The 22,128-nt window shown below is 34.2% G+C and carries 19 protein-coding genes; 3 read left to right on the plus strand and 16 right to left on the minus strand.

Annotation, left to right across the window (positions count from 1 at the left end; translation table 11 throughout):
* Positions 1 to 24: 24 nt before the first annotated feature.
* The 9 genes from ACFS5J_RS05360 to ACFS5J_RS05400 form a co-directional block, all read right to left on the minus strand.
* A complete protein-coding gene (locus ACFS5J_RS05360; protein ID WP_379811030.1) occupies positions 25 to 4,806 on the minus strand; it encodes a fibronectin type III domain-containing protein in 4,782 nt (1,593 codons plus the stop codon).
* Between the two features lie 157 nt (positions 4,807 to 4,963).
* Entirely contained in the window at positions 4,964 to 6,154 is a 1,191-nt protein-coding gene (gene fabV / locus ACFS5J_RS05365; protein ID WP_379811031.1) for an enoyl-ACP reductase FabV, read from the minus strand.
* Positions 6,155 to 6,232: 78 nt separating this feature from the next.
* Positions 6,233 to 7,885 carry a DNA repair protein RecN gene (recN, locus tag ACFS5J_RS05370; RefSeq protein ID WP_379811032.1) on the minus strand — a complete coding sequence of 551 codons (1,653 nt, stop codon included), beginning with the start codon at positions 7,883 to 7,885 and terminating at the stop codon, positions 6,233 to 6,235.
* A gap of 22 nt (positions 7,886 to 7,907) precedes the next feature.
* Positions 7,908 to 8,801 carry a type IX secretion system protein PorD gene (gene porD / locus ACFS5J_RS05375; RefSeq protein WP_379811033.1) on the minus strand — a complete coding sequence of 298 codons (894 nt, stop codon included), beginning with the start codon at positions 8,799 to 8,801 and terminating at the stop codon, positions 7,908 to 7,910.
* Positions 8,791 to 10,005 carry a bifunctional phosphopantothenoylcysteine decarboxylase/phosphopantothenate--cysteine ligase CoaBC gene (gene coaBC / locus ACFS5J_RS05380; RefSeq protein ID WP_379811034.1) on the minus strand — a complete coding sequence of 405 codons (1,215 nt, stop codon included), beginning with the start codon at positions 10,003 to 10,005 and terminating at the stop codon, positions 8,791 to 8,793. The genes porD and coaBC overlap by 11 nt, the downstream gene beginning before the upstream one ends.
* A 9-nt stretch (positions 10,006 to 10,014) precedes the next feature.
* Positions 10,015 to 10,329, minus strand: a complete 315-nt coding sequence (locus ACFS5J_RS05385; RefSeq protein WP_379811035.1) for a DNA-directed RNA polymerase subunit omega — start codon at positions 10,327 to 10,329, stop codon at positions 10,015 to 10,017.
* A gap of 7 nt (positions 10,330 to 10,336) precedes the next feature.
* Positions 10,337 to 11,146: an outer membrane protein assembly factor BamD gene (locus ACFS5J_RS05390; RefSeq protein ID WP_379811475.1), complete on the minus strand. Its 810-nt coding sequence runs from the start codon at positions 11,144 to 11,146 to the stop codon at positions 10,337 to 10,339.
* Between the two features lie 94 nt (positions 11,147 to 11,240).
* Positions 11,241 to 12,119, minus strand: a complete 879-nt coding sequence (gene dapA, locus ACFS5J_RS05395) for a 4-hydroxy-tetrahydrodipicolinate synthase (RefSeq protein WP_379811036.1) — start codon at positions 12,117 to 12,119, stop codon at positions 11,241 to 11,243.
* Positions 12,120 to 12,121: 2 nt separating this feature from the next.
* A complete protein-coding gene (locus tag ACFS5J_RS05400; protein WP_379811037.1) occupies positions 12,122 to 12,640 on the minus strand; it encodes a DUF6913 domain-containing protein in 519 nt (172 codons plus the stop codon).
* A 51-nt stretch (positions 12,641 to 12,691) separates the two neighbouring features.
* Between ACFS5J_RS05400 and ACFS5J_RS05405 the strand changes: the two genes are divergently transcribed.
* Together ACFS5J_RS05405 and ACFS5J_RS05410 are read left to right on the plus strand one after the other, a co-directional pair.
* A complete protein-coding gene (locus ACFS5J_RS05405) occupies positions 12,692 to 13,474 on the plus strand; it encodes a 5'-nucleotidase C-terminal domain-containing protein (RefSeq protein WP_379811038.1) in 783 nt (260 codons plus the stop codon).
* An 8-nt stretch (positions 13,475 to 13,482) separates the two neighbouring features.
* A complete protein-coding gene (locus ACFS5J_RS05410) occupies positions 13,483 to 14,412 on the plus strand; it encodes a bifunctional metallophosphatase/5'-nucleotidase (RefSeq protein WP_379811039.1) in 930 nt (309 codons plus the stop codon).
* A gap of 8 nt (positions 14,413 to 14,420) precedes the next feature.
* On the opposite strand, the gene ACFS5J_RS05415 is transcribed toward ACFS5J_RS05410, so the two are convergent.
* The 6 genes from ACFS5J_RS05415 to rpsF all read right to left on the minus strand — a co-directional run bounded on the left by ACFS5J_RS05415 (position 14,421) and on the right by rpsF (position 18,815).
* A complete protein-coding gene (locus ACFS5J_RS05415; RefSeq protein ID WP_379811040.1) occupies positions 14,421 to 15,125 on the minus strand; it encodes a hypothetical protein in 705 nt (234 codons plus the stop codon).
* Complete coding sequence (ligA, locus tag ACFS5J_RS05420; RefSeq protein ID WP_379811041.1) at positions 15,118 to 17,118, minus strand: NAD-dependent DNA ligase LigA; 2,001 nt, start codon at positions 17,116 to 17,118, stop codon at positions 15,118 to 15,120. The genes ACFS5J_RS05415 and ligA overlap by 8 nt, the downstream gene beginning before the upstream one ends.
* Positions 17,119 to 17,126: 8 nt before the next feature.
* Entirely contained in the window at positions 17,127 to 17,600 is a 474-nt protein-coding gene (locus ACFS5J_RS05425) for a DUF6495 family protein (protein WP_379811042.1), read from the minus strand.
* Between the two features lie 64 nt (positions 17,601 to 17,664).
* The gene (gene rplI / locus ACFS5J_RS05430; RefSeq protein ID WP_379811043.1) at positions 17,665 to 18,108 is read right to left on the minus strand and encodes a 50S ribosomal protein L9; all 444 of its coding nucleotides are present in this window, start codon (positions 18,106 to 18,108) and stop codon (positions 17,665 to 17,667) included.
* 66 nt (positions 18,109 to 18,174) lie between these two features.
* Positions 18,175 to 18,471 carry a 30S ribosomal protein S18 gene (rpsR, locus tag ACFS5J_RS05435; protein ID WP_045971798.1) on the minus strand — a complete coding sequence of 99 codons (297 nt, stop codon included), beginning with the start codon at positions 18,469 to 18,471 and terminating at the stop codon, positions 18,175 to 18,177.
* 2 nt (positions 18,472 to 18,473) lie between these two features.
* Entirely contained in the window at positions 18,474 to 18,815 is a 342-nt protein-coding gene (gene rpsF, locus ACFS5J_RS05440) for a 30S ribosomal protein S6 (protein ID WP_379811044.1), read from the minus strand.
* Between the two features lie 152 nt (positions 18,816 to 18,967).
* Between rpsF and ACFS5J_RS05445 the strand changes: the two genes are divergently transcribed.
* Positions 18,968 to 19,663, plus strand: coding sequence for a LytR/AlgR family response regulator transcription factor (locus ACFS5J_RS05445; protein ID WP_379811045.1), 696 nt, complete (start codon positions 18,968 to 18,970; stop codon positions 19,661 to 19,663).
* Here ACFS5J_RS05445 and priA read toward each other — a convergent pair.
* Entirely contained in the window at positions 19,660 to 22,110 is a 2,451-nt protein-coding gene (gene priA / locus ACFS5J_RS05450; protein WP_379811046.1) for a replication restart helicase PriA, read from the minus strand. The two genes, ACFS5J_RS05445 and priA, sit on opposite strands and share 4 nt — an antisense overlap.
* Between the last annotated feature and the right edge of the window lie 18 nt (positions 22,111 to 22,128).

A 22,128-nucleotide genomic window follows, 5' to 3' on the forward strand; every position in this document is an offset into this window, starting at 1 on the left:
AAAATATAAATCTATACTTAACAACTATTGTTTTACAACTTTAACTGTCTTAATACTATCTCCTATGGTAACATTCACCATATAAGTACCTGCATTTAAGTGTGACATGTTAACTTGCGTATTCGTTGAATTCATATTGACATCTATTACAATTTGCCCTAGCATATTTGCAACTTTAACATTAGTTATTTCAGTATTATATTCCAATTTCAAAATGTTTGTTACTGGATTTGGATATACTTTAAAACTGCTATTCATGAATGTAGCAGTACTCAAATTTTCAATAATATTAACTGTAAAATCAAGTGTAACTCCCCAAGTACCAGAATAACATGGATTTGGCGGAACTTGACCTGAGTCAGCCGTCCCAATTCGCATTCTATGATTCCCAAGTGCTGCATCAGCTGGCATAGTAAATGATACATCTAATGTTGTTGGATTTGTACTCAAAGAAGTTCCGGAAGAAACTAATTCAGAACTATCAAAATTATAGTCATCATTAAAATCAATCCAGACATTTGTACCATATGTAAACCCTGTTTCGAAAGTAACTTGTAAGTTTGCTAAAGCATCTCTTTCTAAATCCTGAGGTGTGCCAGTAGTTGTATAATCTGCATATGCCACTACACCGTTTGGATAGTTTGTTGTACCAATAAGAACATTAGTAACTCCATTATTATCTATACTTGTTGGCACAGATGTACAATAACAGCCATTTGCATTTGTTGTAAATGTAGCTTCTGTACAACCTGCCGCATTTCCATTAGCATTATACGGAGTAATTGTAAAATAATATGTTGTATTTAAAGTTCCGATATAATCATAACTAAGTGCTACGCCTAAATCAACGTTATCCAAAACATCGTTACCACCTGAAGTTGTACCCAATGTGATAAGATATCCATCTGCGCCTGAAACAGCATCCCAAGTAAGCGTAGATGTAAAGTTACCACACGTAGCATCTGGTGTACCCACAACATTAGCTGCACAAGTAGGAGGTGTCGTAGGGGTTAATCTGATTTCAAAATTATCAACAAAAAAGTCGGTATCATCTGATCCATCCGTAGGACCCGATATTACCCTAAACGCAAAACGAACAATTGACCCAGCATAAGCATCCAAATCAATGATATTTGTACTACCTGATGCAAGTGGTGGATTAGTGTTATCGTAAGTATACAACACTGTCCAATTAGTGAACCCTGTAGACACCAAAACCTCCACTCTATCTCCTGCATCCCATGGCGTAGTAGGTGCATAAGTTTGATTCCACTGCGTTAATGCCGCATCAAATTTCATTTCATAACCCGTTGCCGGAATATTATACAATGGTGTCATCATCCATTCATTTGAAGAAAGATTGTAAAAGTTAACTTTAATCGCTCCAGTAGTCCCATTATTTGAAAATCCATCAGCAAACCAACTTCCTGCTCCAAAAGCCGCAGGCCCAGCAACCAAATCGCCATTATCTCCTTTTTCCCAACAATCAGGAACAAAAATTGAAAAATCTTCCACAGAAGGCACCGAATAAACCGCACAAGTTGTTGCAAAATTCACTGGTCCTACCCATGAACTATACGTTCCATTGCCACAGTCAGCTCTTATCCAAGCTTCGTAAGCAGTAACTGGTGTTAAAGTATTATCAACAACAGAAGTCGCGTTACTTATAGGTATACCTGCAGCTGAAGGAGTACCAGTCCCTTGCGGTTGAATAACATATTCAAAATCAAATTGACTTACCGCCGACATATCAGCCCAGCTCAATTCAACCGAAATATCTGTTATGTTATTCGCCGCAAAAGACGTTGGAGGTAAACATGAAGGTGCTTCAACAAATGCTATATTGTCTAATGAAATATCACCTGTTAAACCATTTCCTCTCACAGCTCTAAATCTTACTTGAATGATTCCTGAATAGGACGCTAAACTAATAACCTTTAATATCCATGGATCAGAAGTAGCTAACTGCTGTTGTCCTGTAATTATATCAACATCATTTACCCAAGCTGTTCCATCAAAAACATCCACATGCAAATCTCCCATAGTTACTCCAAACATATGATAATAAAATTGTAGTGAAGGAGCAGTTAATGCAGAAATGTTAACTAAAGGAGTGTATAACTCAGCAACATCACCTTGAACTCCAGATGATGCCTCAGTATAAAAATACTTTGTACCGCTGTAAGCCCCTGAAGGACCTGTTCCGCCACTTGGAGTTGATCCATTATCATCCAAATCCCATCTGTAAGCGTTATTTATACTTGAAGGATTTGAAGACCAACAATCCCCTATTGAAGAATTTGTTGTTGCCGAGCCTGTCTCGACATCATAAGTCCATGGTGCAGAAACTGGTGCGCAAAGTGTACTAAAACTTATTGGTCCAGTTAACAAACTTAAATCCCCGGCTCCACAATTTGCTTGTACATAAAATTCATAGGTCGTATTGGGTGTTAATGGAGTAACAGACCCCAAAAGATATGGATTAACTCCAGCTGCCACTACAGTACCTGTACCAGGTGTAAAGCCTACAGGACCATATTCAATATTCCAAGTATTGGTTGCCGTTCCATCAGTCCATCCTATTTGTACTGTTGTATCGGTAACAAAATCAACTGTTACATCTGTAACTGGAAAACATGTAGGCGCTTCAACAAATGAAATATCATCCAAAGACATATCTGAATTTCCTCCATTCCCTCTTATACCACGAAAGCGAACTTGAATTGTTCCATTATATGCAGACAAATCAACAATACGTAATGCCCAAATATCAGCTTCGGCAGTTTGCTGCTGCCCTATTATTACATCTACATCATTTATCCAAGTAGTGCCATCAAAAACATCAACGTGTAAATCACCCATGTTATTACCAAACATATGGTAATAAAATTGTAATGACGGAGTTGTTAAACCAGACACATCTACTAAAGGCGAATACAATTCTGCTACAGCACCAGTTGCTCCACTTGAACCTTCTGTATAAAAATAATTAGTTCCACTATTAGCCCCCGAAGGTCCTGTTCCTGTTGTAGGAGTTGACCCTGACGCATCAACATTCCATCTAAACAATGCTGTCGTAACTGTAGGAATAGTTGACCAACAATCTTCAATTGATGCATTTGTAGTCGCTACAGCCGTTTCAACATCATAAGTCCAAGGCGCAGTATATACACTACAAAGCGTTTTAAAATAAATAGGCCCTACCCAATCACTATATTCTGTTCCACAATCTGCACGTATCCAAGCTTCATACAAAGTATTTGGCATTAATGGTGTTAGAGCACCAGCGGTTACGGTTTCTTGATCTATTGGTGTACCACTTACTGTTGGCACTCCTGTACCTTGTGCTTGAACTGTATATTCAAAATCAAATTGTTGTCCTGTTGGATCGGTCCAACTTAAATCAATAGTTGTAGCTGTAATGTTTGAACCTGCAAAACTAGATGGTTCAACACAGTTTGGCGTTTCTTGAACACTTACATCATCAATAGCAATATCATCATAGAATTGAGATGGTGAACCCAAAATGATAAATCTAACTTGGATAAAATTCCCAGTAAATGTTAAGGAGTTTAAACTAATTATCTTTTTCTCCCATCCGATTGTATTAGTGTTGTATGTAGCCATTAAATTCCACGCTGCACCATCCCAAACTTCAACATTTAATGTTGCATTTTCATTTGATCCCTCATTATCACTAATTTCATAAAAAACAATTCTAGGAGTTGTTAAAGCAGAAATATCAATGGGAGGACTCGTTAAAGTAACATCATTGGGTGGTGTTCCCGAATCATCAACCCAAGCAAAATAATTTCCAGAAGGTGTAAAACCAGTCATATTACCATTATTTCCAATATGATTTATCCCTGGCGTATTTGAAAACTGCCAATTTTCACCTCCACTCATAGTCCAACAATTTGGGATTGAACCAGAATTTTCAAATCCTTCAGAAAAAGGAGCTACAAGAGCCCCACATGATGTAAAAGTCGATTCTGTACATCCCGTTGCATCGCCTAATGCGTTATAAGGCACTACAGTAACATAATAGGTAGTACCGCTACCTAAAGACACCATATCATATGTATTAACATTCCCTACATCAACCATATTCAAAACATCAGTACCGCCAGTAGTCGTTCCAATACTCAACTTATAACCTGTTGGTATACCCGAAGCTATTGGCCATGCAATAACAGTATTAGTTATCCCTGTTGCACCATTAGCTGGAACAGACAAGGCTGTACAGCTTGGCGGATTAGTAGAAACCTGATTAACAGTGATATTATCTATATAAATATCCCAATCACCTGAAGCCCAAGTGTGCGAGAATCTAAATTTAAAATCAGAACCCGCGGGTAAACTCGCCAATGGAATAATTTGAGTAACAGTAGTACAAACATTAGATACCACATGATTTGTATCATCTATAGTATGAAAAGTAGTCCACGTAGTACCATCATCTAATGAATATTGTAATTGTGTTGACCCCCAACCTGCAGGAGCTGCGGTTGAAGAATTCCAGTTTTCAATTTTATAATCAAAACTGAAAGTTAAATCTGTTGCATTTGAAGCTGCAACTTGATTGGGAGAGGTTAATGTACCTGTGGTACTCGAACCGTAAAGATTGTCCCTAATTGAATTTCCAAAACAAGCATCTGCTGCTGCAATTGTTGTTCCTCCTGCCTGCGTCCATCCCATAGGCAGGCTGGTCCCGGAATCGAAATTCTCTACAACACTTATTTGTGCTCCTACATGCCAACTAGCAACAAGAAAAAACACAAATAAAAATTTAGTAATTTTCTTCATAATTTAATTATTAATTAGTTAATATTTTACTAATTTATTAAATTATTTACAGAACCACTAATCGACAACAAAATTATTTGATTCTAAATCAGAGAATTAACACAAAAAAGCTCTACCTGTGAGGATAGAGCTTTTAAAAAATATTTAGATTCAATTCTTAATTTATACTTGGCACCATTACCATTTCGTCAGTATCAGCTAAATAATCAACTCCTTCAAATCCGAAACCAAAAAGATTTAAAAAATCTTGCTTGTAGCCTGCAAGATCACCTAATTCTACCAATGATTCTGTTGTAGACTCACCCCACAATTTAGCAATCTGACTTTGTACATCTTCGCGCATTTCCCAATCATCAATACGAATTCTTCCCTTGTCATCTGTAGGTATAGCATTTCCCGTATAAAGTCTGTCTGCATATAATCGTTGAATTTGTTCAATACAACCTTCATGTATACCTTCAGCCTTCATTATTTTATATAGTAATGAAATGTATAATGGAATTACTGGAATTGCAGAACTTGCTTGTGTTACCAATGCTTTATTTACAGACACATATCCTTTACCATTAATATCTTTTAACTTTTCTGTAATTTCAAAAGCAGTTGCCTCTAAATGATCTTTAGCTCTTCCTATTGTACCTTTTCTATAAACAGCCTCTGTTACTTCTGGCCCGATATACGAATACGCAATTGTAGTAGCCCCATCTGCTAAAACTCCTGCTGCCTTCATTGCATCCATCCACATCGACCAATCTTCACCTCCCATTACTACAACTGTATTTGCAATATCTTCTGCTGTAGCGGGCTCAATAGAAACTTCAGAAACTTTTCCTGTATGAAAATCTACCGTTTTATTTGTAAAAGTACTTCCAATAGGTTTTAAAGTCGAACGGTGTAAAACACCAGTTTCTGGATGTAAACGTACTGGAGATGCTAAACTATAAATAATTAAATCAACTTGACCTAAATCTTCTTTAATCATGTTGATTGTTTGTTCTTTTACTTCATTTGAAAACGCATCTCCATTGATACTCTTTGCGTATAATCTTGCTTTATGTGCTTCTTGTTCAAAAGCTGCTGAATTATACCATCCTGGTGAAGCCGTTTTTCCTTCAGCCGGTGCTTTTTCAAAAAATACTCCTATTGTTGATGCATCTGAACCAAATGCACTTGTTATTCTTGAAGCTAAACCAAAACCTGTAGAAGCACCAATAACCAAAACACGTTTTGGACCATCAATTTTCCCTTTTGATTTAACATATTCTATTTGATTTTTTACATTTTGTTCGCAACCTTTTGGGTGAGCTGTCAAACAAATAAATCCTCTCATTCTAGGTTCTATAATCATCTTTATCTTGTTTTAGTTTGTTTTAAGCAATAGTAAAAACTACTTGTTAAATTTACACACAAATATAAAATTAAATAACTAGTTCAACAAAGCTTTTGCGTGAATTAATGCCGAATCGGTAATACTCTTACCCGATAACATTTCGGCAATTTCTACAATTCTATCTTCTGTAGGAAGTAGTTTAATTTCTGAAATAGTTGTCCCTTCTTGGTTGTATTTAAAAACTTTATAATGTTGATCTCCTTTTGCAGCAATTTGCGGTAAATGTGTGATGGCAAAAACTTGCATATTATCACTCATCTGCTTCATAATTTCGCCCATTTTGATGGCAATTTCACCCGAAACACCCGTATCAATTTCATCAAAAATTATACTTGGCAATTTAGAATACGTTGCTAAAACAGCTTTAACCGCTAGCATAATACGCGACATTTCACCACCTGAGGCTACTTTCTTAATTTCTCCAAGTGCTAAGCCTTTATTAGCTGAAAATTGTAAATTAACCGAAGTATTTCCAAACTTATTAAAGCTATCCAAACGTTGTATCTCAAACATCAATTGCGCATCTGGCATTCCCAATTGCGCTATAATATCCATTATCTGCTTTGACAATACAGGGGCCGCAGTAGTACGTTTCTCAGCAATTAATGCAGCTGAAGTTTCAACTTTTTGACGAAGACTTTCTACTTGTTGATTGAGTTTTTCAATTTCATGTTGCAAATCATCAACCTTAACCACTTTAGCATCTAAATCGGCTTGGATAACTAAAAGCTCTTCAATTGTTCCTACCTGATGCTTTTTTTGCAAATTATAAATGACTTGCAATTTTTCATTTACATATTCTAAACGTTCTGGATCCTTAATTACTTTTTCAGAACGCTCATGACTTTCGGTTACAATATCATTAAACTCAATCCATACACTTTCAAAACGGTCTGATAATGCTAAATTTTCCTTTGAGAAACTAGCCAACTTTTGAAAAGCCAAACGTATTTCATTCATTGAGATTAGCACCCCTACATTTTCCTCATGCGCTAAAGCCAAAACTTTATCTAAGTTTTCACGTATTTGCTCAACATTGCTCAATTGTTCCAACTCTTCTTCCAATTGAACTTGTTCACCTTCTTTTAAATTCGCAGTTAATAATTCCTGTAATAAAAAAGAATTATACTCTTGCTCTTTTGCCAAAGCAGCACGAGTCGCAATAGCAATATCCAATTCCTTTTGAGCGGCTTTTAAAGCTTTTAAATGTTCACGAAATGTAATTAGATTAGCATTATTTTGTGCTACGATATCTAAAATTCCAATTTGATACTCTTCATTGGTAAGCGAACGTGTTTCATGCTGAGAATGAATATCAATCAAATAAGTCCCTAACAACTGAAGTTCTGTTAAATTTACTGGACTATCATTTACAAAAGCTCTCGATTTTCCAGAAGGCAAAATTTCACGTCTGATGATTGTATCATCTTCATAATCCAAATCGTTTTCTGCAAAAAAGGGTTTTAAATCATAATTGGAAAGCGAAAACTGCGCCTCAATAATACATTTCTGCTCTTTATCTTTTAAAGAGGTTAGATCCGCTCTATTTCCTAATACTAAACCTAAGGCGCCTAATAAAATTGATTTACCCGCACCTGTTTCACCAGTAATAATTGAGAACTTGTTCGAAAAGTTAATTTCTAACGACTCAATTAAAGCGTAATTTTTAATTGTAAGCGATAAAAGCATATTGAAATTTTATGCGATAAAGTTAACGGATTTTATTCCATTTAACAGAATTAAGTGGTGATATTCTGTTTAGCGTTTCAATCAAATCCGCATTATTTGTCATAGGACCTCCTGTATAAATTGAAACAATTTCATCTGTTTTTGCATCAAAAAAAGTACGCGTTAATAAAGCATTTGGTCGCACTTTCTGAATACCTGACAAAGTCGCAATCGCTTTAGACACTCCTTCTTTTCCAGTTTTAAGTTCCTCACTCATAATATCAAGCCCTTGAAAATGGTATTCATACATGGCTTTACGATACGCTACAAAAGTATTGGACAACAAATCTGAAATTAAAAAATAACGGTTACTGTTTCCTCCTTCTGACTGTGACCAACCTTTATACCCACTTGATTGTGCTATATTAACAATATTTGAAGCTACTTCATAATATTTAGTTCCTGATAACGAACTAAAAGTATCCATATCTGCAGCTATAATAATATTGACATAATAGGCTAAAACAGAAATTAAATTTGAATTAAAACTATTCGGATCGTACACCAATTGTTCAAATTCCACAAAACGAAAATCGAATTCTCTGTCGTTCAAATTTAAAACAGGTGATGAATATGTTGAGTTAAAAACAGGACGCGTCGATTGAATTTGTAAAGTAGCTTTGATATTGTTACTATTAAATTCCGAAACATTGATAAAAAAATTACATTCAATTCGTTGATTTTGATCGTAATTTTCATTTGTCCATTTGGTATTATTTAAAAACTCTTTAACCTTAGTCTCTAAGTTTTTAAAAATTTGCGGATTGACATCAGTCATTCTATCCGCATTAACCGTAACGGTAGCATTAAGTTCCTGAGCATAACTCAAAAAACCAGTTATTAAAAACACACAAACTACTAACCAATTACGCACCATAATGTTGAATTATTTTAAGAATGATATCTTGAGCTACTTCCTCTTTCGTTTTCAAATCCATAGGTTCAACTACATCATTTCTATCTATAAAAGTTACTTTATTAGTTGGATGACCAAAACCAGCACCTACATCATTCAATGAATTTAAAACAATCAAATCTAAGTTTTTTTTCTGAATTTTCTGCTTAGCGTGTTCAATTTCATTTTCCGTCTCCAACGCAAAACCTACTAAAAACTGATTTTTTTTGATTTCACCCAATGACAATAAAATATCCTTTGTCTTTTCCAGTTCTATAGTAAACGCAGCATCATTCTTTTTTATTTTCTGACTCGCTACATTTTTTGGACGATAGTCTGCTACTGCAGCTGCAGCAACTACCACATCAACGTCATTATAAAACTTATGACAGGCAGCATACATTTCTGCTGCTGATACAACTTTAATTAAAGTAACATTACTATGGCTTATAATACAATTAGAGGGCCCGGAAACCAAAATTACTTCCGCTCCATTTTCTGCAGCATATTTAGCGATATCATAACCCATTTTTCCTGAAGAATGATTCCCAATAAAACGCACAGGATCAATAGCCTCGTAAGTAGGCCCCGCAGTAATCATGATCTTTTTCCCATTCAACGGTAATTTGCCCGAAATATCATTTTCAAGGAAAGCTATAATATTCTCAGGTTCTGCCATCCTTCCTTCACCAGAAAGCCCACTAGCAAGCTCACCCGATTCAGCAGGAATTATGGTATTACCAAATTTCTTTAGTTTGAAAAAGCTATCCAATGTAGAAGGATGCTTGTACATATCCAAGTCCATTGCTGGTGCAAAGTAAACAGGACATTTTGAAGAAAGATAGGTAGCTATAAGGAGGTTATCGCAATTACCATTTGCCATTTTTGACAAGGTATTTGCAGTAGCAGGCGCTATAACCATATAATCCGCCCAAAGCGCTAACTCCACATGATTATTCCAAACACCATTTTCTTGATCTTCATCAAAAAAAGAAGAATAAACAGGATTTTTGGACAATGTAGATAATGTTAAGGGCGTAACAAAATCTTTAGAAGCAGGTGTCATTACAACTTGTACTTGAGCACCTGCTTTTATAAAAAGTCTAACTAAATGTGCTGTTTTATAAGCTGCTATTCCGCCAGAAACTCCTAGTAAAATTTTTTTACCGCTTAAAACAGAAGACATCGTCATGTATTAATTTGCTTCTCTGTGATAAATTTTATCTTCCATCCACTCTTGTACTGCTAATGCATGAGGTTTTGGTAATTTTTCGTAAAATTTAGACACTTCGATTTGTTCTTTGTTCTCAAAAATTTCTTCTAAACTATCGTTATAAGTAGCAAATTCTTCCAACTTCTCGATAAGTTCCTTTTTGATTTCACTATTAATTTGACCTGCTCTTTTAGCTATTATAGTAATAGCTTCATAAATGTTCCCTGTAGGTGCTTCAATTTTACTTTTGTTGTAAGTAACTGTATTAACCGGAGCAGTTGTCTTTTTTAAATCCATGATTTAATTATTGTTTAGAATATTGTTGTAACTCTTTATCTATCATCGCCAATTTATCATCAGCTTTATCTTTGAAAGCTGAATCAGCTTTAAATTTCATTAAACTATTGTAATAAGTTTTAGCAACATTTAATCGCTCTTCTTTTTTACTTGGTATACTATTCATAGCCAATTTGTAAGCCGAATCGAACTTATAATACATTGCCTCCTCTTTATACTTAGTACCTGGATAGTCCAAAATAAAATTATCCAATGCCTTTATTGCAGTTGCGTATTCAAAACGGTAATCTGCAATATCATGATACTGTTTTGCTATTTTAAATGCTTTTTCTTCTAACTTATCCGTCAATTCTTTGACATACTCATTAGCTTTAGGCAAATATTCCGAATTAGGATAAAGATCGATAAACTTTTGCAATTTTGTTAAAGCCTTATCGGTATCTACTTGATCCAAACTAAAACGTGGTGACAAACGGTAATAACACTCTGCTGCTAAAAAAGAAGCTTCTTCTCGTTTTTCACTTTTTGGATAACTTGCAGCAAAGTTTTCAAACTGATATGCTGCCAAATAATATTGTTTTGTTAAGTAGTATGATTTTGAATAGAAATAAAAAATACGTTCTGCCTGAGGCTTTCCTTTATATGCAGGTGCCAGTTGCTCATACAAACGAAGGGCTTTACTGTATTTTCCATTTTCATACATTTCGTTTGCTACTTTTGCTTTAACAGCAACATCCTCACTTTTTAAAGCTTTTTGATATTCACTACACGAAGCAAAAAAAAGCACGATTAAAAGAAAACTTAATACTTTACCCATCATTGTTTTTTATATTTCTTTTTTAAATTCAAAAACGTACCTAAAAAAGCAACTGCAAAATTAGGCATAATTTATATACTACGAAAATATTTTTTTATCGCAAGTTATCGGTAAACACTTGAAGGCGTTTTGCTAAATCTTCATTTACACCTACCAATGGTAAACGCACTGTGTTTTCAGACAAACCTAACACTTTGAACACTTCTTTAATTCCAGCAGGATTTCCTTGTTCAAAAATCATATCAATAGCATCTGCTAATTTATAATGTAAAGCATAAGCTTCATCTACTTTTCTATTCAATCCTAAACGAACCATTTCAGAAAATTCTTTTGGAAAACCTTCCCCAATAACAGAAATCACCCCAGCTCCTCCAGCTAAAACCATTGGCAATGTAATCATATCATCACCAGAAATTACTAAAAAGTCTTTTGGTGTACTTTCAATTAATTTCATCGCTTGAACGATATCACCAGCCGCTTCTTTGATTGCAATTACATTTGAAAAATCATTTGCCAAACGCGCAACTGTAGCAGGCAACATATTACTTGCAGTACGGCCTGGAACGTTGTATAAAATTACAGGTATTGGTGACGCTTCTGCAACAGCTTTGAAATGTTGGTAAATTCCCTCTTGAGTTGGCTTATTATAATAAGGCGACACCGACAAAATAGCATCAAATGCAGAAAAATCTCTCGTTTTCAACTCGTTAACTACCTCTGCAGTATTATTTCCTCCAACACCTAAAACTAAAGGCAATTTTCCATTATTAGCTTCAACAATAGTTGAAATAACTAATTCTTTCTCTTCTTTTGTTAACGTTGCCGATTCTGCAGTAGTTCCCAAAACTACTAAATACTCTACTCCTCCTTCTGTAACAAAAGAAACAATACGTCTTAATGCCTCAACATCTACAGAAAAATCACTTTTAAAAGGGGTAACCAAAGCAACTCCCGTTCCTACAAATTTATTCATTTTCAAATTTTATTTAATATATTCAAATACTTAAACAACTCGCTTACAAATGTTTTATAGTTTTTTGTTTCTGTTGCAATCAACAAATGATTCATTTGATTATTCACACTTTCAAATCCAACTTTAAACTTTGCATTTGAAAAAGTAGTAACATAAGTCAAAGAAGGCCTTTCTATGTCGTAATAGCTGATTAAAAGATCAAATGGTTGTGCTACAAAATCAACAACACTTTGCTTTTTTACAGCACCAAAAAACGTCACATCACTATAACTATAAAAAGGTTCTGGAATTGCATCATTTTTCTTAATACGATCCTTAAAAACTAGAACACTTATATGCTCTTTTGAAAACCCATTGCTTGCAATAGCTTGCAACAAGTCCATTCTGTTCGTAAAATACTTTTCGTCTACAACAATCCCTATCGAATTAATCTTTCCTTGAGATAGCCCTAATTGACTATTTAGCAACCTTTTGTTAACCGTTTTTTTTAAGAAAAAATCCTTAGTTGTTTTATAAAACATAGTAATTTTACGTAATTGAACAAAATTAAAGTATTTAAATCTACCAAAAGCATGGTAAATGTAAAAAAGAAAAAAAGTAATTACCTATATTTTGTTATATTATTAACATTTATAGGTATTACCGGCTGCAGTTCAAATTTTAAAAAGATTAATCAAACAGACACCGCTTTATTCAACATAAATAACAGCTATAATCCTGATAATGAAATAGAACATTACATAACACCTTACCGAAATCATATCGCTAAAGATATGGATAGCATTTTGGCATACAACCCCATAACTCAAGATAAAAGTATTGGTAAATGGCAAACTAATATTGGCAATCTATTTGCAACAAGCACCCTCGAACTATGCAATCCCATTTTCAATAGCAGAACAAATAAAAATATCGATTTTTGCTTATTGAATCATGGTGGAATTAGAGCCATAATCCCAAAAGGAAATGTAACTACCCGAACCGCTTACAACATTATGCCTTTCGAAAACAGTATTATAGTAATAGGATTATCAGGCAATCAAGTGTACAAACTAACAAGCTATCTTTTAGCTGACAGAAAACCACATCCTTTAGCAGGCATAAAAATTTACATCAACAAAGATGAAACTGAAGTACTAAATATTGAAATCGGCAATAAACCAATAGAAAGAGACAAAACATACTATGTGGCTACTTCCGATTATCTGGCAAATGGAGGCGATAATATGACTTTTTTTAAAGAAAGTGACGTTCGATATGATTTAGATTACAAACTTAGACGGTTACTTTTGGACTATTTCAGTAAAAAAGACACTATTCCCAATATTACCACTCAACAAATTATCATCAAATAAACCGCATAATGAAAAGAAGAGACTTCCTAAATAAAACCTTACAAAGTACCGCTTTAGTTTCATTAGGCAGCAATTTAGTTTTGGATAATTTAAACTTTATTGATACAAACATCAAAAAAATCACCATACTACATACCAACGATACTCATAGTCACATTGACCCCTTTGATGCAGAACATCCTCAATATGCTAATATGGGTGGAGTAACCAGACGAGCTACACTTATCAATCAAATAAGACAGCAAGAGAAAAATGTTTTATTACTTGATGCTGGAGATATTTTTCAAGGAACTCCCTATTTTAATTATTACGGAGGAGAGTTAGAATTTAAACTGATGAGTATGCTCAAATATGATGTCGCGACTATGGGAAATCACGATTTTGACAATGGTCTAGAAGGTTTTCACAAACAATTACCACATGCAAAATTTGATTTTGTATCTGCAAATTATGATTTTTCAAACACTATTCTTAATGAAATCGTAAAACCCTATAAAATCATTAAAAAAGATGGTATTAAAATCGGTATTTTTGGATTAGGAGTAGAGCTTGATGGCTTGGTAGACAAAAAGCTTTACAAGGAAACCGTATACAACAATCCCATTGAAATTGCAGAAGACATTACCAATACACTAAAGAACCAAGAAAAATGTGATCTGATTATTTGCTTGTCGCACCTAGGCTATAAATACAGCAATCTTCCAAACAAAGTATGCGATGTAATCTTAGCTCAAAAAACCAAAGATATTGACCTTATTATAGGTGGCCATACCCACACTTTTTTGGACAAACCCGTTACCGAAACCAATAGTGAAGGTAAACCTGTATTAATAAATCAGGTTGGGTGCTACGGAATTAACCTAGGAAGAATAGATTTTTATTTCACCAACAATTACAACAACATCATCTCCGAAAACATCTCAATTAACAGCAATTAAAAATAACCTTAATCATAACTCACTATTTGCCGTGAACGCTCCAAAAAATAACACACATATAAATAATATGAACCTACTTGAGCCGATGCATTAATCAATTCGAAAACAGGAAGACTATAAAATTTATTATCCAGTATAAAAAACAAGTCAGAAGTAATAAAAGCCGCTACTGAGAGCACCAAAAACAAACTCATTTTATTATACAAAAGCTTAGAGTTAAAATACAAAATCGCCGACATAACTCCCATTAAAACTAGCTCCAATCCAAACAACAAAAAAGCAAAACCTTCAAAAAAAGAACTAGTTTCAAGCAATTCTAAAATTGTCACTACTAACAATACTAATGCTCCGAAAATAATTAAAAAAGAATAGTCTATTCTCTTAAATGCTTTTGTTTTATAAAGATAGAATAAGTCCTGAAAAATAAAGAAGTTAACAAAAATATAAGCCCCCAAAAAAAATAACATTGCCAATTCGTAAAAGTCATTTTGACTGATTAAAAAAAGCATATCGCCCAAAAAAAACAACAATAACGATATTGAAAAAGGAATACTTACCCCTCTTCTAGTCGCCTTGATGTAATAAAAAAATATTGAAGGAATAATCATCGGTTTGAAAATCAAAGCTACCATTTCACTTTCAAAAACTACTGAAAACAAAAACAGAATTCCTGAAAACAAATAAACATTAAGCGCAGCTTTATTCTCAATCATTTAGCATCGTATTAAAATCATATTCTGTAATAATAGGAATTCCTAATTTTGAAGCTTTTTCGAGTTTTGCAGGTCCCATATTAGCACCAGCTACAACATAGTTAGTTTTCGCAGAAATAGAACTTCCTACTTTACCACCATTTTGTTCTATAGCATTCTTTAATTCATCTCTAGAATACGTTTCAAAAACTCCAGAAACTACAAAAACCTGATTTTTCAATTTATTCGATTGGGATTGGTTTTCCGATTCTACAATTTCAAGTTGTAAACCATATCCCTTTAATCGTCCAATAATAGTTATATTTTCTTGATTTTCAAAATATTGAACAACACTTTGCGCAATTTTCTCACCAATTTCATCAACCAAAACTAAATCCATCAACGATGCACTCGCTAAAGCATCTATATTTCTATAATGCTTAGCAAGCTTTTTAGCCACAGTTTCTCCCACATAACGAATACCCAAAGCATACAAAACTCGTTCAAAAGGAACTGATTTCGATTTTTCAACTCCATTGACCAAGTTTTCAGCCGATTTTTCTGCCATACGCTCCAAAGGCACAATTTGCTCCTTTTTAAGTTCATACAAATCCGCATAATTTTTTATTAAGCCGGCATGAAATAATAACGCAACCGTTTCACCGCCCAACCCTTCAATATCCATTGCTTTGCGGGTAATAAAATGCTGAATTCTTCCAATAATTTGAGTAGGGCAACCGTAAAAATTTGGACAATAATGATTGGCTTCACCTTCCAAACGCACCAATTCCGTATTACATTCAGGGCAATCGGTAATATAAGCTGTTGGCTGAGAATCTCCGTTACGTTCCGATAAATCAACCCCAACAATTTTAGGAATAATTTCCCCTCCTTTTTCAACAAAAACAGTATCTCCTATTCGTATGTCTAATTTTTCAATTTGATCCGCATTATGCAATGAAGCTCTTTTTACAATGGTTCCAGCCAATTGTACAGGCTCCAAATTGGCTACAGGGGTAATCGCACCTGTACGACCTACTTGATACGAAATAGAATTCAAAACCGTACTTACTTGTTCGGCTTTGAATTTATAAGCCATAGCCCAACGTGGCGATTTGGCTGTAAAACCTAATTCTTCTTGGTATTGCACTTGATTCACCTTAACCACTACTCCATCCGTTTCATAAGGTAAAGTATGGCGATGTGTATCCCAATAACTGATATATTCAAAAACTTCATCGATATTCTTAGCCAAGACAGATTGATTCGGTACTTTAAACCCCCAATCCCTGGCTTTTTGCAAACTTTCAAACTGTGTCCGAATTGGCAAATTATTACCTACCAAAGTATATAACAAGCATTCAAGTGGCCTTTTTGCAACTTCTGAACTATCTTGTAATTTCAAGCTGCCAGAAGCTGTATTTCGAGGATTTGAATACGGTGTCTCCCCTATTTCAATTAAATCCTGATTCATCTTTTCAAAACCTGCAAAAGGAAGTATAATTTCTCCCCTTATCTCAAATTTATCTGGATAATCTCCTTTTAACTTTATCGGTACCGATTTTATGGTTTTTATATTATTGGTTACATCATCCCCTTGAAAACCATCTCCACGCGTTACCGCACGTTTTAAAACGCCGTTTTCATATAAAATACTAATAGACGCTCCATCGTATTTTAACTCACAAGTGAACTCCAAAGGAACATCCCCTAATATCTTCTGGCAACGAACTTCCCAGTCTAATAAATCTTCTTTTGAATAGGAATTATCCAAAGAAAACATACGATACTCGTGCGGAACCGTTTCAAAGTTTTTTGTAATTGCACCACCTACGCGTTGTGTAGGTGAATTTTCATCAAAATATTCAGGATGTTTTACTTCTAAATCTTGTAATTCCTTTAATTTAACATCAAATTCAAAATCTGATATTGTAGGATTATCCAAAACATAATAATTGTAATTATGTTGATTTAATTCTTCACGTAAAGCCGTGATGATTGCCAAAACATCCATTTTTAATATTATTGATTTAACAGTAATTCTAATTTGGTAAACAATTCTCCTTTGCTAATAATTCCACCTTGCTTAATAATTTCAAACAACGAACCGTTGCGATCACTCGAAACATCCTTTTTTCCACGTTGAATTTCCACCTCATGAGAGGCTATATTTTCACTTAACCAGTTAATCCCTTCTGTACTTAAAAAATCCACATTATTATTTGAAGAATTAATCACATAAGAATAAACCGTTGTATCAACACACTTAAATAAGAAAATATAATTTTTCGAAAAATGATCAATATAACTTACGTTTGAAATTGCTTTATCCCAAATAAGATCAGAAAAAACATCAATTTCCTGCTCCGCTACTTCGGGTTTATTCAACTTCAACTCATCCCATTCCTTTTTATCAATGGATTGAGTTGCTAAAAAATTTACAAATTCTGGATGAAGTTCTTCCAGTTGTTCTTTTGTTAAACGCGTATACTTCATAAGTGTAAATATAAAAAAAAGCTCCGCAAAAAATGCAGAGCTTTAGTATTTATTTAATTGAAAATTAAGCTTTCTCAGCAATAATTTCGTATGGTAATTCAATAATTACTTCTCTGTGTAATCTTACAGATGCAGAATATTTACCTACACGCTTAACGATTCCACTAGTGATGAATTTTTTATCAATTGAATGACCGTTTGACGCTAAAACTTCAGCAATGTTTGCATTAGTAACAGATCCAAATAATTTGTCACCACCTGCTTTAGCAGAAATTTTCACTTCAAGAGCTCTTAACGCTTCAGCAATTTTGTTTGCATCGTCAACTAATTTTTGCTCTTTGTGTGCTTTTTGTTTTAAGTTTTCAGCTAAAACTTTTTTTGCTGATGGAGTTGCTAAAGTAGCAAAACCTTGAGGAATTAAATAGTTACGACCGTATCCGTTTTTAACTGTTACGATATCATCTTTAAATCCTAAATTTTGAACGTCTTGTTTTAAAATAAGTTCCATGTTGTTGTCCTTGTTTATTAGAAGTTAGGTTTCATTTTACTGAAAACCAACAACTAGATTATTAGATTATTTTAATAAATCGGCCACGTATGGCATTAAAGCTAAGTGACGCGCTCTTTTAACAGCTACAGACACTTTTCTTTGATATTTTAAAGAAGTACCTGTTAAACGACGAGGTAAAATTTTACCTTGCTCATTGACAAACTTCAATAAGAAATCAGCATCTTTATAATCGATATATTTGATACCTGATTTTTTGAAACGGCAATATTTCTTTTGCTTGTTAGTTTCGATATTTAATGGAGTTAGATATCTGATATCTCCCTCTTTTTTCCCTTTTGCAGATTGCTCTAAAGTTGACATAATTAGTTTGATTTAGCTTTTAACTTAGTTCTTCTTCTTTCTGCCCATGAAATAGCGTGCTTATCTAACGATACTGTTAAGAAACGCATAACTCTTTCATCACGACGGAATTCTGTATCAAAAGCAGCGATGATTTCTCCTGGTGCTTTGAATTCAAATAAGTGATAAAACCCACTTTTTTTGTGTTGGATTTCGTAAGCTAATTTTTTTAAGCCCCAATCCTCTTTAGATACCATCTCAGCCCCTTTAGAAGTAAGAAAATCTTCAAACTTACTTACTGTTTCCTTTACCTGTTGTTCAGATAAAACGGGATTCAAGATGAAAACAGTTTCATAATGATTCATAATAATAATGTTTTAAATTATTTAAAATTGGGTGCAAAACTACAAATAAATTCGAAACCATCAAACTACAAACTAGTTATTTTATTTTTTTAACGCTGAATCTTGCATTTGACCACTTTTTAATGTATATTTAACAAGTAATTTATTTGTCTATGAAACTCAACTGTATTGTAGTGGATGATAGTGCCATTCAAAGAATGACAATCACAAAGCTTGTAAATGAAGCACCTAACCTTCATTTAATAAACGACTTTGCCAATGCACTTGAAGCTAAAAACAGCATTAACCATAATACGGTAGATTTAATATTTTTAGATATTGAAATGCCTTTAATTAATGGTTTTGACTTGTTGGATGGTTTGAAAAACAAACCTCAGATTATTTTTATAACTTCTAAAGCCGACTACGCCGTAAAAGCTTTCGACTATGAAGCAACGGATTTTTTACAAAAACCCATCACCAAAGATCGTTTTTTAAAAGCCGTAAAAAAAGCCATTGACCTTTATCAACTCAAAAACGACTCGCATGAAGATTTAGGAGAAGCAATTATCATCAAGAGTAATCTGAAAAAATTAAAAATCTACGCTTCAAAGATAAAATGGATAGAAGCCTTTGGCGACTATATTAAAGTAATCACAGAAGACGACAACCACTTAGTGCTTTCAACTATGAAAGCCTTTGAAAAAGAACTACCCGAAGGAAAATTCCTAAGAGTTCACAAATCATTCATTGTAAATCTTGAAAGAGTAGAAAAATTCAATAGTAAATTTGCCGAAATAGGAGCCACAAAAATCCCTATAAGCCGTAACAAAAAAGATACCATTACAAAAGCAATCGAAGCGCTTTAGTAATTATCTACGTTAACTACACTTTTTATTGCTCTGTAATTGGGAACCGCTTCAAAACTAGTTATGATTTTTTGAATCGTAGTTTTAGTATTTCCTAGATGCATTGTTGTTGGAATTTTAATCAAAATCGTTCGAATGTATTCGTTTCGAATTCTACTAATAGCCGGTTCCTCTGGTCCAAGAATCGGTATATTTAAATTTTGCTTCAATACATTGTACAACCACAACGAGCCTTCTTTTAATTTTTCAAATTCTCGGTGTTTCAACGTTACTTTTATCAAACGATAAAATGGCGGATAATTGAAATTTTTTCGTTCGTAAATCTGCTCCTTAAACATCGCTTCGTAATCATTATCCAAAACCTGCTGAATAGTATTGTGATACACATTATAGGTCTGAATAATTACCTTTCCTTTCTTTTCATTACGTCCTGCCCTTCCTGCTACCTGTGTCATCATTTGAAACGCACGTTCATAGGCCCTAAAATTTGGCTGATTCAATAAATTATCCGCATTCAGAATACCAACCAACGTAACCTTATCAAAATGCAAGCCTTTAGCCAACATTTGCGTCCCCACTAAAATATCATATTCGTGATTTTTGAACGCATCAATTATCTTTTCATACCCAAACTTACCACGAGTTGTATCTTGATCCATTCTACCAATTCGCTTGTCTGGAAAAAGCGCTTTTAATTCTGCTTCAATTTGCTCCGTACCAAAACCTTTGGTCGTTAAATCAACCGATTGACAACTGTGACAATGTGTTGGACTCGCAATGGTATAAGCACAATAATGACAGCGCAACTGGTTTTTAAATTTATAATATGTCAAACTCACATCACAACTCGGGCAATGCGGAACGTGACCACAGGTTATACACTCCATATAAGGCGAATATCCTCTTCTGTTTTGAAACAAAATCACTTGGTCGCCTTGAGTCAAAACCTCATTGATATTATCCAAAAGGACATCCGAAAAATGACCTTTCATTTTCTTTCGGAAATATTTATCTTTTAAATCAACCAATTCAATTTCTGGTAAAACTACATTCCCATATCGCTCCTTTAGCGTCACCAAACCGTATTTTTGAACCTTTACATTGTAATAGGATTCCAAACTTGGCGTAGCGCTACCCAACAAAACTTTAGCCTTATGTTGATTAGCCAAAACCACTGCAGCATCACGAGCATGATAACGCGGCGCTGGATCTTGTTGTTTAAATGTTTGTTCGTGTTCCTCATCGACCACGATTAAACCTAAATTGGAAAACGGTAAAAACAACGCACTACGCACTCCAATTACCACTTTAGCCTTTTCAGAAGCATTCAAAACCTGATTCCAAACTTCAACACGCTCATCATTGGTATATTTTGAATGAAAAACTGCCACTTGGTTTCCAAAATACGCTGTTAAACGCTGTACCAATTGCGTCGTAAGCGCAATCTCTGGCAATAAGAATAATACTTGCTTTTTTGTTGCAATAAACGACTCCATTAATTTGATATAGATTTCCGTTTTACCAGAAGCCGTAACACCATGAAACAAGGTAACATCAAACTGCTCAAAACGTTCCAAAATAGCATCATATGCCTTTTGTTGCGCTTCACTTAACACAAACCAACTATCTGCTTCTTTTTCAAAACGCACCCGATCCTCTGCTAAATAATAGGTTTCAAAAATCTCTTTTTGTACCAAAGCATTGACTACCCCTATTGAAGTTCCTGAAATTTCTTGTAAAGCTTTAACCGTAATAGGCTTTTTATCTTTTGCTTGAAGCTGAAAATAATGCAACACCAATTCCTTTTGTCTCTTTGCCCTTGAAAGTTCTTCCAATAACAATTCCAGTTGTTCTTGCTGCAGAAACTGTTCGTGCAATCTGATGTATTTAACCAACTTGGGTTTGTATTTTTCACTCACCTCTTCTTGCAATACCAACACTCCTTTTGAGAGCATTGCATTGATAACCGGTAAAACCGTTTTCTTACCTAAAATTTTAATAATCTCCTGTATAGAAATGGAAGACTGACGCTGTAAAGCTTCGTAAATTAAATACTCATCATCTTTTAATTCGTCACTAACCACAACTGCATCAGTTTTAGCTGAAATAATTGTTTCACTTTCTAGCATCAACCCTGATGGTAAAGCCGATCGATACACTTCTCCCAGTGAACACATATAATACGATGCTAACCATTGCCAATGCTTTATCTGCTTCGCATTAACAACCGGTTTCTCATCCAAAATTTGATGAATCTCCTTTGCTTGGTACAATTGCGGTGGATTGTTATGCTTGTTGATTACGAGTGCAGTATAAATTTTACTTTTACCAAAAGGTACCGCCACCCGCATTCCTATTTGAATGTAGTTGAATTCTGTTTCTGAAACTTGATAGGTGAAATTTTTAGCTACTGCCAATGGCAAAACCACTTCTACGAAATACAGCATAAAACAAAGATACTTTAA

The sequence above is a fragment of the Flavobacterium chuncheonense genome, assembly GCF_042686145.1.
In the GTDB taxonomy this organism is placed as follows: Bacteria; Bacteroidota; Bacteroidia; order Flavobacteriales; family Flavobacteriaceae; genus Flavobacterium; species Flavobacterium chuncheonense.

Bases quoted from the DNA above. Each gene is read 5' to 3' on its own strand.
- ACFS5J_RS05445 (WP_379811045.1), top strand. From the start codon at position 18,968: ATGAAACTCAACTGTATTGTAGTGGATGATAGTGCCATTCAAAGAATG.
- recN (WP_379811032.1), bottom strand. From the start codon at position 7,885: ATGCTTTTATCGCTTACAATTAAAAATTACGCTTTAATTGAGTCGTTA.
- rpsF (WP_379811044.1), bottom strand. From the start codon at position 18,815: ATGAATCATTATGAAACTGTTTTCATCTTGAATCCCGTTTTATCTGAA.
- ACFS5J_RS05405 (WP_379811038.1), top strand. From the start codon at position 12,692: ATGGTAAATGTAAAAAAGAAAAAAAGTAATTACCTATATTTTGTTATA.
- rplI (WP_379811043.1), bottom strand. From the start codon at position 18,108: ATGGAACTTATTTTAAAACAAGACGTTCAAAATTTAGGATTTAAAGAT.
- ACFS5J_RS05400 (WP_379811037.1), bottom strand. From the start codon at position 12,640: ATGTTTTATAAAACAACTAAGGATTTTTTCTTAAAAAAAACGGTTAAC.
- ACFS5J_RS05425 (WP_379811042.1), bottom strand. From the start codon at position 17,600: ATGAAGTATACGCGTTTAACAAAAGAACAACTGGAAGAACTTCATCCA.
- ligA (WP_379811041.1), bottom strand. From the start codon at position 17,118: ATGGATGTTTTGGCAATCATCACGGCTTTACGTGAAGAATTAAATCAA.
- ACFS5J_RS05360 (WP_379811030.1), bottom strand. From the start codon at position 4,806: ATGAAGAAAATTACTAAATTTTTATTTGTGTTTTTTCTTGTTGCTAGT.
- rpsR (WP_045971798.1), bottom strand. From the start codon at position 18,471: ATGTCAACTTTAGAGCAATCTGCAAAAGGGAAAAAAGAGGGAGATATC.
- porD (WP_379811033.1), bottom strand. From the start codon at position 8,801: ATGGTGCGTAATTGGTTAGTAGTTTGTGTGTTTTTAATAACTGGTTTT.
- ACFS5J_RS05415 (WP_379811040.1), bottom strand. From the start codon at position 15,125: ATGATTGAGAATAAAGCTGCGCTTAATGTTTATTTGTTTTCAGGAATT.
- ACFS5J_RS05410 (WP_379811039.1), top strand. From the start codon at position 13,483: ATGAAAAGAAGAGACTTCCTAAATAAAACCTTACAAAGTACCGCTTTA.
- priA (WP_379811046.1), bottom strand. From the start codon at position 22,110: ATGCTGTATTTCGTAGAAGTGGTTTTGCCATTGGCAGTAGCTAAAAAT.
- ACFS5J_RS05385 (WP_379811035.1), bottom strand. From the start codon at position 10,329: ATGGATTTAAAAAAGACAACTGCTCCGGTTAATACAGTTACTTACAAC.
- dapA (WP_379811036.1), bottom strand. From the start codon at position 12,119: ATGAATAAATTTGTAGGAACGGGAGTTGCTTTGGTTACCCCTTTTAAA.
- ACFS5J_RS05390 (WP_379811475.1), bottom strand. From the start codon at position 11,146: ATGGGTAAAGTATTAAGTTTTCTTTTAATCGTGCTTTTTTTTGCTTCG.
- coaBC (WP_379811034.1), bottom strand. From the start codon at position 10,005: ATGTCTTCTGTTTTAAGCGGTAAAAAAATTTTACTAGGAGTTTCTGGC.
- fabV (WP_379811031.1), bottom strand. From the start codon at position 6,154: ATGATTATAGAACCTAGAATGAGAGGATTTATTTGTTTGACAGCTCAC.